Origin of the sequence: Thermococcus gorgonarius, assembly GCF_002214385.1 — an archaeon.
In the GTDB taxonomy this organism is placed as follows: domain Archaea; phylum Methanobacteriota_B; class Thermococci; order Thermococcales; family Thermococcaceae; genus Thermococcus; species Thermococcus gorgonarius.
Genome location: NZ_CP014855.1, coordinates 65,718 through 78,484, shown reverse-complemented (window position 1 = coordinate 78,484; position 12,767 = coordinate 65,718). Strand labels below are relative to the sequence as shown.

Sequence of the window (12,767 nt, the reverse complement as noted above, 5' to 3'; positions counted from 1 at the left end):
AAAATTTAACATTAAAATGTTAAAGCGAAAAGCTAGAGAACCCTGATTATCTCTGGGACAACGCTGATTTTCGAGACAGGAGTGGGTATGGTGTTGGTCACAGCCAGCTCGTCCACAGCGTTACTCACCTTCTCCACAGCACCTTCGGCAAAAACCCCGTGGGTAACGCCAACGAAGATTTTCCTTGCCCCCAACTTTCTAAGGATTTCAGCAGCCCTTATCATCGTCCCACCTGTGCTTATTATGTCGTCCACTATCAGAACGTTCTTCCCACTGACGTCTATTTCAACCGGTCTCATCTCCACTTGTGTTGGCGAAATTCTGCGCTTTTCAAAGTGGCTGTATTCAACCCCAAGTTCCTCTGCAACTTTCCTGGCCCTGGATAGAGCACCCTTGTCAGGGGAAAGAACTATGCCCTCTCCCAGCTTGTCTCCAAAGTAGTCCGCTATTGACCTGGCCGGGGAGACGTTGAAGGCTTTACCTGGGAAGAAGTCAAGTGTTTTGGGATTGTGAATGTCCACGACGTAGAGCTCATCGTAGTAAAGACCAAGCGTTCTCATTACGGCCCTCACGCTTATGGGTTCGCCTTCCTTCGTTACCCTGTCCTGGCGGGAATAGGCCAAGTATGGAACAACCAACTTCAGCTTCTCAAAGCCCCTCTCCCGGAGGGCATCTCCTATCAGAAGGGCCTCAATCAGGTTTTCATCCTGAGGCTTGTAGGTAGACTGAACAACCGTCGCCTCTGTTCCACAGAGAGGTACCCTGACGTACTTCTCCCCATCGGGGAAACGGCTTATCTCTATCTCCCCTACCTCTGCTCCAAAGTTGAGTAGCTCATCCTTAAGATGAACGGCACCCGATCCCACTATTATCATGTTCACCACCTTTGCCGCAAACCTGTAAAACTTCGACCTTTTTAAAGATGACCCATTCAAATACATGTCAAACCAAGAGCACCGCCAATATTCCTGCAAGAAATATACCGTCAAAGGTTCCCGCGCCGCCTATGCTCACCATTGGCGCCCCCAGATTCTTTATCTTTTTCCAGTTCATCAGGTCAGCGCCGATGAGAACTCCCATTGTTCCACTTGCGTAGGCTATCAGAGGCCTGTACTGTCCCCCGATAAGAACAGCAAGAGAAACCGCTATGAGTGGGGGTATGATAGTCGGCAGGGCTATCCCCACCCCGGGGACGGGCCTGGCCACCATGTTGCTGGCCAAGGCCGCTATGATTACTGCAACGGCCATTCTAAATAAGGCAGAGTAGGCGCCCAGTTGGTATAATCTCACAACCTCATAGGTAACGAGACTCAACGGGACCAAAGCACCTCCAACGTTGATTGCTATAACGACCTTCTGCTCAGCCCAATCAAAGTAGGGGACGGGATAGGTAATCCCAAAGAACCTAACTTCCCTCACTCTCATAACCGGTACGTACGATCTCTCCTCTGCTATCGGGATGTTTATGAAGCTCCCGACCAGGGAAAAGAGGAAGAGTGAGTAAGCAACAGGTAAGGGGAGCCCGAGTTTTTGAAAGGCCGCCGTCACAATCCCCGAAAGGATCGTAAAGAAAAGCAGGAGAAGAAGGAGAAATAAGAACACAAAGGGAATTGCTATGGGTGGAAAAAGATAGCGGTATCTCATAGCCCGCCCACCAGCTCAACGTTTGCCCAGACCTGGGCACCTTTTTTGATGTTGACCTTTATGGGCTCCTCAAACTTCTCAGGGTTGTCAAACACCCAGGCGTAGAGCGGCTTTCCATTGGAGTACTCCCGGAGGAAGTTGTAATCAACGAGGTGTTTTTCCCTATGCCTGGCCAGTTCTTTCGGGGTGAAGGGGCCAACAACGTCAACCAGTTCAGCTTTACCCAGGGCGTAGCCTTCACTGAGGATCAGGATTTCTCCACGAACCCTTGTTCTGGACTTCCGTATTTCCCACCTTTTTCTGCCCTCAACGAGCCAGTCTGCAAAGGGGCGCCTAACTATGAGCCCCTTCATCACCATCACTCCTTGAACTCGACGAACTCCTCTTTCATTCCGTCCTTGGTTATGACGACGACCTGAACCTTCCTGTCTCCAGTGTAGACATCCCTCTTTCCGGCGGTTCTCACGGCCCTTACTGCAAGCTCCTTCGCCTCTTCAACGCTCATATCCTCTCTGTAGCCGTCCTCTAGTATGGCTATCGCAAACGGACTTCCAGAACCGGTTGCGATGTACTTCTCGAAGACTAAGCCGCCGAGGGCGTCCAAGCTGGCGAGCTCAGGCTCATCGACGTAGCCTCCGATGAGGATCTGAACCATGTATGGAAACCACTTGTTCTCGTTGAGTATGTTGCTGAGCAGGTTGGCCATTGCCCTCGTCGTCATCGGTCTTCCCCATGTGAACTGGTAATAGCGCGCCTCTGCCTCGAGCATTCTGGCCAGGGCCTGAACGTCGCCAACGCTCCCTGCCGTTGTTATGGCTATCCTATCGGTTATCGGGAGGATCTTCCTTATGTTGAGCGTTTCTACCATGTGGTCAAGGGAAGCCTGAGTGTCAGCGGCGAGGACAACACCGTCTTTAACCTTTATCCCTACTGTAGTGGTGCCGGTTTTTTTCTCTCCCACCATAACCACTCACCTCCGTAAGCGATAGAGATTGGAGAATTTAAAGGTTTGGTGTGTTTAGAGGGAAGGCACAACAGCGGTTCCGGAATTACCCCTAACGAACTCAAACTTGATCCCGTAAACTCTCTGAAGAACATCCGGGGTTAACTCCTCAGTTGGCCCAAACCAGATTACCTTCCCGTTCTTAAGTACGAGTACATCGTCAGCGTACCTAAGGGTTAAGTTCAGGTCGTGGAGAACCGCAACAACGATTCTTTCCCTGCTGAGGGACTTGATGAGACCCATAACTTCAAGGGCGTGGTTCACATCGAGGTGGCTGGTCGGCTCGTCGAGGAGAAGAACCCTTCCACCCTGTGCAAGGGCTCTGGCTATGAGAACCAGCTGATACTCCCCGCCAGAAAGCTTGAGGACTGATTCCGATTTCTTTTCCCACATGCCAACTTCCTTCAGGGCCCTCTCTACACTGCCACCGGTGAAGTAAGTTCCCATCTCCACGAACTCTTCAACGGTGAAGTCGAACTCTGGAAAGGACGATTGTGGAACGTACGAAACGAGCTTCGCCCTCTCCCGGGGGGAAAGTGCAGTTATGTCCTCGCCGTCCAGTTCAATCCTTCCCTCTGGCTTCAGGATCCCGGCTATACACTTGAGTAAGGTGCTCTTGCCAGAACCGTTGGGGCCTATAACCGCTAGAAGCCTTCCTTTATCGGCACTGAAATCGACACCATCAAGGGCTTTTCTCTCGCCGTAAGAAAAAGATACTTCCACCCTCATCATGCCCTCAGCTCACCCCTCTTGTGCTTTATGAGCAGGTACAGGAAGAACCCTCCCCCGATGATTGAGGTCACTATTCCCACGGGAATTTCATCGGGTTTAACAACGGTCCGTGCGATTATATCAGAGGAGACCATGAGAAAACCACCAAAAACGGCGGCATTGAGGGTTAATCGTTTGTGATTGGGTCCCACGAGGAGTCTGGCTATATGGGGGCCTATCAAACCAACGAACCCAATTATACCTGCCGTTGCAACTGCCACGGCCGTCATGAGGGAGATAACGATTATCAAAAGCTTCCTGAATTTATCAACCTCAAGGCCAAGGGCAATCCCCTCTTCGCCTAAAAGAAGAAGATTGAGTTCTCTCCACTTCCACAAGAGAAAACCGAGGCCGAAAGCGGTAACCACAGCCATTTCCTGTACTTTACTCCAATCGGAACCGTTGAAGCTCCCCATCAGCCACATGTAAGTCAGGTGAGCGGTTGAGCCAAGGGTGAGCACTAAATAAGAGGTTATTGCTCCCGCCATGAAGCCAAAGGCTATCCCTGCCAGGAGGAGCGTATCAACTGGAACCCTTCCGTCCACCCTAGAAACGCGGTAGACCAGATACACGGATCCCAGAGCGAAGAGAAATGCTAACTCCGAGATATGGGAAGGGGCGTATATAAAGCCCAGGACTGCCCCAATCGAAGCACCACCGCTAATACCGATTATATACGGGTCAGCCATGGGGTTTTTAAAAAGGGCCTGGGAAGCCACGCCGGCAGATGCCAGTGACATGCCAACGAGATATGCCAGAAGAGTTCGCGGAAGCCTCAGCTCCCATACTATGAAGAAATACTTGGGTTTCAATTCTCCTCCCAGACCCAGGGAAGACTTCAGGCCATAGAGCAGGCATTTGGAGACCTCCAGGGGACTTATTCTAACGGGCCCTATGTAGAGACTCAGGAATAGAGAAAGGAGCGACAAAACCGCAAGGCCAGTAAAAACAACTTTCGAGTCCCTCATGCGAGTGGATTAAATGTCCATTCTTTAAACCTTTCGCTACTCCAGAGGACTTCTACCATACTTCAGGAAGACCCTCAGTTCTGGCCTCTCAGCCTTTATGATGTTGAGCAAAGCCTTAAGTTCGGCCTCGAAGGCCTTCTTCTCTATCTTAACCCCCTCGTGGGCCCTCTGGAGCGGCCTGAAGTAGCCGTTGCTTTCATGCCAGAGGATTTCACTCAAAAGCTCGTCGTTGATTTCTCTGTTGCTCTGGAGGAGGTAAATTACTCCGCCTTTCATCGTCCTTATGTAAGCCATCGGGACACCGTGCTCGATGTAATGTTCAACCAGAGGGAAGGTGTCCCTCAGAGGCTTGGGCATCCGGTGGCTTATTGCGTTTCCTCCCTGTGTTATGACGTAATAACCGGGAATCTCCTCACCAAAGCGCTTTCTCAGGTAGGCATCCAGGTAGGGAACGTCAACGATGTCAATACCAAGCTTTCCGGTCAGCTTTCTGTTGTAAAAGCTCTTGGCCACGTAAACTAAGCTAACCCTGAGGAGCTTCTCAAGGGAGTAGAGGTATTCGAGATAACTAAGAACCACGTGAACGGCGTTGCGGGCATCGTCGAGGGAAAGCTCCCTCTCCTCACCGTACTCGTTTAAGAGCTCCTGGAATATCTCCTCGGCGGTCTTCTCCCCTTTCAGGTACTGATCCAGCGTTTTTCCGGAGATTCTAACGCTCCTCGGCGTAGTTCCCGCGAAGTCCCTGACCTTGTAGCCCTCCATGGCGGAGTAGAACTCCTCGAAATCGGTCAGTTTTTCATCGGCAAGGATCACACCGCCGTTAACCTTTCCCTTATCCTGAAGCTGGTCTCCAAGTTCTTTGTAATGCTCATCAAGAAGGCGAACGAACTTTTTAATGAGCTCCTTGAGCTTCTCTTTACCGAGGGCGTTCTCTATGGTCGTCAGGCCCTTCACACTCTCGGGATAAACGGGTGGCCTCGTTAAGGAGCCCGTTAAAGTCCCGTCCATCATCACGTAGTCGACTTCACCAAGTTTGGCGGCAAGGTAGCCGAGCTTGTTCTCCAGCGTTTCCATCTGGAGCCTTATAATCTGGTCTGAAATCCCCTGGTTGTAGAGCATGGCGTTGGTATAGACCAGCCTGTAAGCGGGCCCGTTGCCGAAGGCGTAGCTTGAAACCGCGTAGAATATCGTCCCGCTGAGTCTCTGCTTCCCCTGACTACCGTCTATGGCGTAGACCCTCGTCTTTCTCCTTTCCTTGGGCAAGGGCATCCACTGAATTTCAGCCAACTTCCCCTCCGCCTCGCGGTAGCCCCTCTCAAGGAGGGCCTTTATTCTGTTCACGCTCCCCCTGTCAATAAGCCTGTACATCAGCTCACCTCCACTTCCCTCACAACTGAAACACCGTTCTCAAGGCTCACCCTGATGACCCTATCGGCCGCGTCTTTGAGCTCTTCATCGTGGGAAACGACTATAACCTGCGGTATCTTCCTGAGGTAGCGCTGCATTATGTCAACGAGTCTTCTCCGCCTTTCGTCGTCCAGATAAGGTGTCGGCTCATCGAGGATAAGGAGGCTTATCTCACCTGCCAGATAAAGCGATAAAGCAAGCCGGAAGGCTAGGCCAAGGGCTATCCTTTCCCCGCCGCTCAGGAAGCCGAGACCGTATTCCTTCCCGTTGTAGACCACGCCCAGCCTGACCTTGTTCTCCTCTGCTTTAACCGTGACGCCTGAGTACTTCTCCTCCGTCAGCTCCTCAAAGATCTCGCTGGCGATTTCACCGACCTTGGCCAAAGCCCCTTCCTTTAGAAGGTTCTTGTACGCCTTGACCTTTTCCCTGAGCCTCTGAACTCTCTCCCTGGCCTTCTTGAGGTTTTCAAGTTCGCTGGCTTTCTTCTTTCTGAGTTCCTTTTCTTCCTTCAGCTTTTCCAGGTTACCCTTTACTTCGTCCCTTCTCTCCTCCAGGGCCCTTAGACGGGCTTCAAGACCCGCGAGCTCCTTTGAGAGATCCTTTGTTCTCTTCTTCAGCTCCTCGTGTCGTTCCCTATCGTAGGATCTCTCAACCTCCTCAAGTTTTTCTTGAAGGGCCCGGAGGTTCTTCTCGGTCTTGGAGATCTCCCCTTTAACGGAGCCGAGCTTCAGGTTCAGGGCTTTGAGGGTCTCTTCTTCCTGTTTGAGCTCTTTTCTGGCCGGTTTCAGCTCGAGGTAACGGTTGTAATACGGCTCGAGCTCCCTCAGCCTGGAGTTGACATCCTCAACGCTTTCAAACCCAAATTCTTTCAACTCATTGAGGAGGACCTTTTTCTCTTCCTCAAGCTCGCTGATCTTCCTCTTAATAACCTCAAGCTTCCTCCTCAGGGCATCTCCCCTCTTCAGCTCGTCTTCAAGCTCCCGTATTTTACCCTCGATTTCGGAGAGCTTCTTCTTCAGCTCCTCGGCCCTCTTGCTGGCCCCTTCAAGGCGCTCCATGTCGTACTCCTTCAGCTTCTCCTCGATCTCCTTTATCTGTCCAAGGATTTCCTTGAGGGCGAAGAGATCTCTCTCACGTTTTAATGTCTTCTCTACCTCAACCAGCTCGGCCCTTAACTCCCTCTCCCTTTCGTCGAGGCTTTTCATCTCGCTCGATATATCCTTGAGTTCTGCCGTGTATTTTTCGAGAAGTTCCCTTCTGTGCTCCTCGGTTAGCTCCCTGCCGCATACAGGACATCTGCCTTTGGCTTTCTTGAGCTCTATTATGGCTTTGTTTCTCTCTCCAGCCCTGCTCTTCAGCTCTCCCCTCCTGGAGCCTATCTCCTCGAGTTCCCTGTTTATCTCCTCCTTTCTCTCCCTAGCTCTCTTGATGTCTTCTTCCAGCTTTTCTATTTCCTCCTCGCTCAGTGTGAGCCTCTTCCTGAGCCTCTCCAGGTTTGCAATCAATTCCCTTGCCTTCTGGTAGGCAGTAACGTCATCTTCAAGCGCATCAAGCTCCTTTTGCAGTTTTTCTTTCTCATCGGCGAGCTTTTTCATTCTCTCCTCCTTGTCTCCAAGCTCACGGAGGCGCTCTTCGAGGTTCTCAGCCTGCTGGGAGTAAGTGGCCAGAAGTTTCTCTATCCTGTTCATGCTATCGCTGAATCTCTTCAAAAAGTCAGACAACTTCCTGTATTCCTCCGCCTTTGGCTCCACTTCGCTGAATTCCTTTACTTTTTCCCTGAGCTTCTCGATTCTCTTTTTAACGTCCTCGATCCTGCTTACGAGGCCCGATTCCTCCGCCCTGAGTCCTCTCAGCAGGCCTTCTACCTCCTTCAGCCCGATCCTGATTTTTGATAGTTCTTCGGCTTTTCTGTCGAGTTCTTTCAGCTCTTCTTCGAGCTTCTCAAGTTCCTTTCTGAGCACTGGGATCCTTGGCGAGAGCTCGTTTATCTCCCCGAGGATGGAAACCAGCTCTTTTTCCAGATTTCCGATTAGCTCATCGATGTTTTCGGTGCTCCTAAGGTAGTCCTCCGTCGCCTTTATTCTCGCGTCTATTTCTTTCCTTACATCCAGAAGGTTCTTGTAGGCGTTCTCGTACCTGTCGAGCCCGAGAACCTGCCTGACTACCTTCTCCCTGCTCTCGTCGCTCTCAAGGATCGCGTCAATCTCACCCTGGCGGATGTAGACCGCGTTCAGAAAGACATCGTAGGGGACGAGCTTCTCCATCCATTCGCGCACTCCTTTCTGCCCCGTCTCCAGGGTCTTCCAGGAGCTTCCATCGTGGTAGCGAACGAACGCTATTCCCCTAGTTATGTTCCTGTGAATCTGATACTTTACGTTCCCCTTCTCGAAGAAGACTGTGATTTCGGTTCCGCCTCCGCCTATGCGTGAGAAGTCGTCCTTTTTGAGGTCTTTTGGTTTTGTCGGCCAGTAGAGGCCAACCAGAATCGCATCGAGGATAGAACTCTTGCCGGAGCCGTTCTGGCCGATTATCAGGTTTATCCCGCTCGAGAAGGTTACCTTGGTTAGGGCGTGCGACCTGAAGTCCTTTATTATGAGTTTCTCAATCTTCATCTCCCACCACCGAGCCACGCCAAAAGGTTAGAACCCTTTGAAAGCCTTTTGGGAGTTTTCTTCTCCTCTGTTGCCGGCTTCTCACTTTTTTCCGCCCTGGCCTCTTTTTCACCGTCAATTTTGAGGTCGTTCTCTCCGCTCTCAGCGGGCTTTTTCTCAGGTTCTTTTTGCTTAATCCTTTTCTCGTCCCACTCACTGCCGAGGAAAAGGCTCACAACGTCCTCGATGTTTTCAACGCTCCTCTCCCCGGTCAGCGTTATGGCCTTTAGTTCCACGGGAAGGAAGTACTCTTCCGGTTTGGGAACCTCGCCGGAAGGCGTTCTCCCGCCGAGCTTTCTCTCGAACCGGGTTCTCACGTAAACGTAGCGCGCCTTGATTAGCCCGGTGAGCTTTGACACGTCGTAGGGCCTCTCCCAGCGAATGTCAAGCCTTACGAAGGCCTCTTCCGGTATCTTAACCGAGAGGCGCTTGAGTTCCCTCGCGGCGGTCTCCTCGTCCGCGCTGATGCTGACATCGACAAACGGCCTTACCTCGAGCTCGACGAACTTAGGCTCCCAGTCCTCGACTATGTAGAAGCCCTTTTGACTGCCGGTTATCGGCCTGAATGTCCTTCCATCCCAGCGGTATCTTATTTCATAGTCACCGAAGTCCCAGCGCTGGAGCGAGCCGGGGTAGGCGAGTTTTCCTATGTCGTAGCTCGTCAGAAAAGCCCTGTGAATGTGCCCGAGGGCGTAGTAAAGGTAGCCCTTTGGGAGGTCTCCAAGCTTTACCTCGTAGTAGTCCCTCTGGCTTTCAGGGAGTTTCCCCGTCATCTCTTCCACGAGCTCCCGAACCCCCTGGTGGAGCATGAGTATCGAGTCTCCTTCGGGGTGAAATATGTCCTTCAGCGGGTTCTTTTCGAGCCAGGCGGCACTCATGTACTTCATGCCGTGTATCTCAACGGTTTTACCGCCTTTCTCAAATATCCCCTTAACCAGCCATCCCCTCTCCGTCCTCTCGCTGGTCAAATAATCGGTTTCAATCCTCTCACTCCTAATCCCGATGAGGCTGAGAAGGCCGAGCTCTTCCAGGAGGTGATACGCGGAAACCCGCCTCTGGGTCCTGTCGTGGTTCCCCTCAATTGCAAAGACGGGAATTTTCTTCTCCTTTGTGAGCGAAAGGATGTCCATAGCCTGCTTCAGGGTCTCGGGACTTGGCCTGCTGGAGTGGAATAAGTCACCAGCGATGAGTATGAAGTCAACCTTTTCAGCGACGGACTTCTCAATCGCCTCCCGAAAGGCCTTTGCGAACTCCTCGGCCCGGTAAGGCAGTCGGTACTGCTCAAAGCCGAGGTGAACATCTGCAATGTGGGCGAACTTCATACCAACACCTCAAAAGTCTATCTCAACGCCCTCTTCCTCGTAGAGCTCTTCTTTCTTCTTCTCTTCTTCCTCGCGCTTTTTCCTGGCAAGCCACCTCTCCACCGCGCCGATGTCCTCTCCTCCGTAGTTCCCGCCGAGGGCCTTGAAGTTGTATATCTTGACCAGTGCAGGCAGGCTTATCGCCTGGCCGACTATGACGGCTTCCCCCTTCCCGAGGCCAGCTATATCGCTCATCAGCTCCCCGCTAACTTGCTCGCTGGCCCTGATGACGTACTGCTGGTCGTTGGGGTTGACTATGCGCATTATTATCTTCGTGTTGGTCTGACTCAGAACGTCCTCGCTCAATCTGCTCGGCCTCTGGGAGACGAGCCCAAGGCCTACCCCGAACTTCCTTCCTTCTCTCGCTATCCTTCCGAGGATTCTGACCGCTCCCCCCTTCTCGCCGTGGGGCGCGAAGATGTGGGCCTCTTCAACAATAACCATTACCGGTTCCGCTAGAGCCGGGTAATCCCTCTCAACGCCCCTCAAGAACTTCTCAAGCTCGTCTATCTCATCCGCGACTGAAGAGATATTGCTGGAGTAAGCCGTTCTTAGGTAGTCAAGCCTCTTCCTTGCCTTCTCGTAGTCCATCCTCGTCTCGAAGACCTTTTCAAGGAGCTTGGCAACGACCAGCTTCATCTGGCCCTCGTCGAGGGGGCCGAGGTCGATAACATTAACCTTCCCGGGCTCTATTGACGCAACTATGTCCTCGCTCGAGAGCAGATGGCCGTAGTTCCTGAGGAAGCGTGAAACTTTCATCGTCAGCCTCATTATCGTCTCCTTCTCTGCCGACTTTATATCGCCAAGGTCCCTGTACTGACCGGCGTGGGGGTCCCAGTAAGTTCCGCCGCCTTCGCTCGCCCACCTCTGGAGCAAATCGTGGACAAGCTTTACTGCCTCCCTTCCACCAACGCCCTGATTCTCGTGGAGCACGGTGTCCCAAGCTCTCATCAAATAGGAACGTTGTATTGCTGCATTAGTTTGTATCTCCATAAGCTCAGCAAGTTCCTCGCTATCCATGGCCTCGGGCCTAATCTTTGCCTCGATAAGGTTCACGTACTCCCTTCCCGTCCCGGGGAGGCTGAGCTTCGTGTAATCTCCATGAGGGTCGAGGACTATCACGGTTCCACCAAGCTCTTCAACCAGCTTCCAGAGCATGACCGAGACGGTGTTGCTCTTTCCCGCTCCGGTGACGGCCAAAATGGCGAAGTGCCTTGAGACGAGCTCGTTAACGTTAAGGTAAACCGGGACGTCCTCCCTTATTATCAACCTGCCCAGCTCGATGTAGCCGTTCCCGCCGTAGTAGATGGCCCTCAAGAGGTCGGAGCTTGCAAGGTAAACCCTGTTGCCGTTTGGGACGGGAACCCTTGTGGGAACAACTTCCGCCCTTTCACCGTTGAACTGCACTTTCCCGAGGACGTGAACCGTAACGATTAACGCCTCGTTCTCACCTATGCTCTCCCCGTACTCTCTTATATCAAGCTCCAGAGAGGTGTAAGTGCTCTTTCCCTCGCTGAGGAGCCAGTTTATGTTCTTCAGGCCCCTGATTGTTCCAATAACCCATTCAACGTTATCACTCCACCGACAGTCTCTCTCCTTGGCCTCTTTGCACAGCCTTGCAACGACGAAGTCTCCGAATTTGAGGTCAACGTCCGGATGAGCGTAGAACTGGAAGGAACTAACCGTCGCCTCGCCCGTGACTATTCCAACGGGCTTGTCAGGGTCTTGGGCTATCCTCATAGTTTCCACCTATCGGATGGATTCCAGTCTGGTGGCTTTAAACTTTACTCCTGCGAGTGGAGTAAAGAAGGAGAAATCAGCCAGGAATCCGGTCATCATCCCACGGTCAGGTTCGAGAGTGCTCATCACGAAAGTCATCCATATCAGCCCCCTTAATCTTTTAAGGTTTCGGGAGAAAATGAGATCATGAGTACTTCGGCCAGAGAAGTAACCAGGAGAATACCGCTGGCGATGGTCGTGATAAGGCCAGCGAAGCTCTTTGACATCCCCGAGATAATGAGAATTGAGCGTGAATCCTTTAGCGAAGCCTATCCCAGGGGGCTTTTTCTCGTCTTCCTTGAGAACAATCCGGATACATTTCTGGTTGCGGAATACAACGGGAAGGTCATCGGCTATGTGATGGCCTACCTGAGGCCGGACCTTGAGGGCCACATAATGAGCATAGCCGTGGACAGGGAGTACAGGGGCAACGGCATAGGCTCAGCACTTCTCACGGAGGTCATTGATAGGTTGATAAAGAAAGGGGCACGATACATCGGTCTCGAAGTCAGGGTCAGCAACGAAAAGGCGATAAGACTTTACGAGCGCTTCGGCTTCAGGAAAGTGAAGAGGATAATAGGCTACTACTCCGACGGCGAGGACGCCTATTACATGATTTTGCCTGCAGAGGAATGGAGGGGGAGCTGATGATAGTCTTTTACCTCAGCGGGAACAGGGTTTTCTCGACCGATAAGAACGCAATAGACGGCCTCCACAACAACCGCCACTACGGTAAGCTCGTCAACGGGAAGGTCTTTCTCTCACTCCTCGAGGCGGCCTATCTGGTGGAGAGGGGCAAGATAGAGGTAAGGGACGGGAAAAGGAGGCTAACCTTAGAGGAAGTCATGAAGCTCGGGAGGGAAGAAGACGAGCTGTTCGATGCCAAGTACCTCGTCTACAAGGATTTGAGGGACAGGGGCTACACGGTTAAATCCGGCCTAAAGTTCGGCTCCCATTTCAGGGTTTACAGGCGCGGAATGGACGAGCATTCACAGTGGCTCGTCTGGGTCGTTCCAGAGAACAAGACAATAGCCCCCAACGACATAACGGCCAGAGTTAGGGTGGCTCACGGCGTCAGGAAGGAGATGATAATGGCCGTCGTTGACGACGACGGGGACATTGTATACTACAAAATAGAATGGACAAAGTTCTAACACGGAAAATCTTTATATGGTAGTTTGCA

Annotated in this window: 12 protein-coding genes; 2 read left to right on the top strand and 10 right to left on the bottom strand. The window is 52.1% G+C overall.

Annotated elements, in window-relative coordinates; genetic code table 11:
• Window positions 1–32: 32 nt before the first annotated feature.
• The 10 genes from A3K92_RS00390 to herA all read right to left on the bottom strand — a co-directional run bounded on the left by A3K92_RS00390 (window position 33) and on the right by herA (window position 11,545).
• A complete protein-coding gene (locus A3K92_RS00390; protein WP_088884394.1) occupies window positions 33–875 on the bottom strand; it encodes a ribose-phosphate diphosphokinase in 843 nt (280 codons plus the stop codon).
• Window positions 876–942: 67 nt separating this feature from the next.
• Window positions 943–1,644, bottom strand: a complete 702-nt coding sequence (locus tag A3K92_RS00385; protein ID WP_088884393.1) for a DUF1614 domain-containing protein — start codon at window positions 1,642–1,644, stop codon at window positions 943–945.
• Entirely contained in the window at window positions 1,641–1,997 is a 357-nt protein-coding gene (locus A3K92_RS00380; protein ID WP_088884392.1) for an ASCH domain-containing protein, read from the bottom strand. Before A3K92_RS00380 ends, A3K92_RS00385 begins: the two co-directional genes overlap by 4 nt.
• A gap of 5 nt (window positions 1,998–2,002) precedes the next feature.
• The gene (psmB, locus tag A3K92_RS00375) at window positions 2,003–2,608 is read right to left on the bottom strand and encodes an archaeal proteasome endopeptidase complex subunit beta (RefSeq protein WP_088884391.1); all 606 of its coding nucleotides are present in this window, start codon (window positions 2,606–2,608) and stop codon (window positions 2,003–2,005) included.
• Between the two features lie 54 nt (window positions 2,609–2,662).
• Window positions 2,663–3,379 (bottom strand): ABC transporter ATP-binding protein, encoded by a 717-nt coding sequence (locus tag A3K92_RS00370; protein ID WP_088884390.1) that lies wholly within the window; start codon window positions 3,377–3,379, stop codon window positions 2,663–2,665.
• Window positions 3,376–4,386, bottom strand: coding sequence for a FecCD family ABC transporter permease (locus tag A3K92_RS00365; RefSeq protein WP_088884389.1), 1,011 nt, complete (start codon window positions 4,384–4,386; stop codon window positions 3,376–3,378). Before A3K92_RS00365 ends, A3K92_RS00370 begins: the two co-directional genes overlap by 4 nt.
• 36 nt (window positions 4,387–4,422) lie before the next feature.
• Window positions 4,423–5,754, bottom strand: a complete 1,332-nt coding sequence (gene nurA, locus A3K92_RS00360) for a DNA double-strand break repair nuclease NurA (protein ID WP_088884388.1) — start codon at window positions 5,752–5,754, stop codon at window positions 4,423–4,425.
• Window positions 5,754–8,405, bottom strand: coding sequence for a DNA double-strand break repair ATPase Rad50 (gene rad50, locus A3K92_RS00355; protein ID WP_088884387.1), 2,652 nt, complete (start codon window positions 8,403–8,405; stop codon window positions 5,754–5,756). The genes nurA and rad50 overlap by 1 nt, the downstream gene beginning before the upstream one ends.
• Window positions 8,402–9,766, bottom strand: coding sequence for a DNA double-strand break repair protein Mre11 (mre11, locus tag A3K92_RS00350; RefSeq protein WP_088884386.1), 1,365 nt, complete (start codon window positions 9,764–9,766; stop codon window positions 8,402–8,404). Before mre11 ends, rad50 begins: the two co-directional genes overlap by 4 nt.
• Before the next feature lie 9 nt (window positions 9,767–9,775).
• On the bottom strand, window positions 9,776–11,545 hold the full coding sequence (gene herA, locus A3K92_RS00345) for a DNA double-strand break repair helicase HerA (RefSeq protein WP_088884385.1): 1,770 nt from the start codon (window positions 11,543–11,545) through the stop codon (window positions 9,776–9,778).
• Between the two features lie 186 nt (window positions 11,546–11,731).
• On the opposite strand from herA, the gene rimI reads away from it, so the two are divergent.
• Together rimI and endA are read left to right on the top strand one after the other, a co-directional pair.
• Window positions 11,732–12,232, top strand: a complete 501-nt coding sequence (gene rimI / locus A3K92_RS00340; RefSeq protein ID WP_088884384.1) for a ribosomal protein S18-alanine N-acetyltransferase — start codon at window positions 11,732–11,734, stop codon at window positions 12,230–12,232.
• Window positions 12,232–12,738, top strand: a complete 507-nt coding sequence (endA, locus tag A3K92_RS00335) for a tRNA-intron lyase (RefSeq protein ID WP_088884383.1) — start codon at window positions 12,232–12,234, stop codon at window positions 12,736–12,738. Before rimI ends, endA begins: the two co-directional genes overlap by 1 nt.
• Window positions 12,739–12,767: the final 29 nt, after the last annotated feature.

Bases quoted from the DNA above. Each gene is read 5' to 3' on its own strand.
- A3K92_RS00390 (WP_088884394.1), bottom strand. From the start codon at position 875: ATGATAATAGTGGGATCGGGTGCCGTTCATCTTAAGGATGAGCTACTC.
- rad50 (WP_088884387.1), bottom strand. From the start codon at position 8,405: ATGAAGATTGAGAAACTCATAATAAAGGACTTCAGGTCGCACGCCCTA.
- psmB (WP_088884391.1), bottom strand. From the start codon at position 2,608: ATGGTGGGAGAGAAAAAAACCGGCACCACTACAGTAGGGATAAAGGTT.
- herA (WP_088884385.1), bottom strand. From the start codon at position 11,545: ATGAGGATAGCCCAAGACCCTGACAAGCCCGTTGGAATAGTCACGGGC.
- A3K92_RS00370 (WP_088884390.1), bottom strand. From the start codon at position 3,379: ATGATGAGGGTGGAAGTATCTTTTTCTTACGGCGAGAGAAAAGCCCTT.
- A3K92_RS00365 (WP_088884389.1), bottom strand. From the start codon at position 4,386: ATGAGGGACTCGAAAGTTGTTTTTACTGGCCTTGCGGTTTTGTCGCTC.
- endA (WP_088884383.1), top strand. From the start codon at position 12,232: ATGATAGTCTTTTACCTCAGCGGGAACAGGGTTTTCTCGACCGATAAG.
- A3K92_RS00380 (WP_088884392.1), bottom strand. From the start codon at position 1,997: ATGAAGGGGCTCATAGTTAGGCGCCCCTTTGCAGACTGGCTCGTTGAG.
- mre11 (WP_088884386.1), bottom strand. From the start codon at position 9,766: ATGAAGTTCGCCCACATTGCAGATGTTCACCTCGGCTTTGAGCAGTAC.
- rimI (WP_088884384.1), top strand. From the start codon at position 11,732: ATGAGTACTTCGGCCAGAGAAGTAACCAGGAGAATACCGCTGGCGATG.
- A3K92_RS00385 (WP_088884393.1), bottom strand. From the start codon at position 1,644: ATGAGATACCGCTATCTTTTTCCACCCATAGCAATTCCCTTTGTGTTC.
- nurA (WP_088884388.1), bottom strand. From the start codon at position 5,754: ATGTACAGGCTTATTGACAGGGGGAGCGTGAACAGAATAAAGGCCCTC.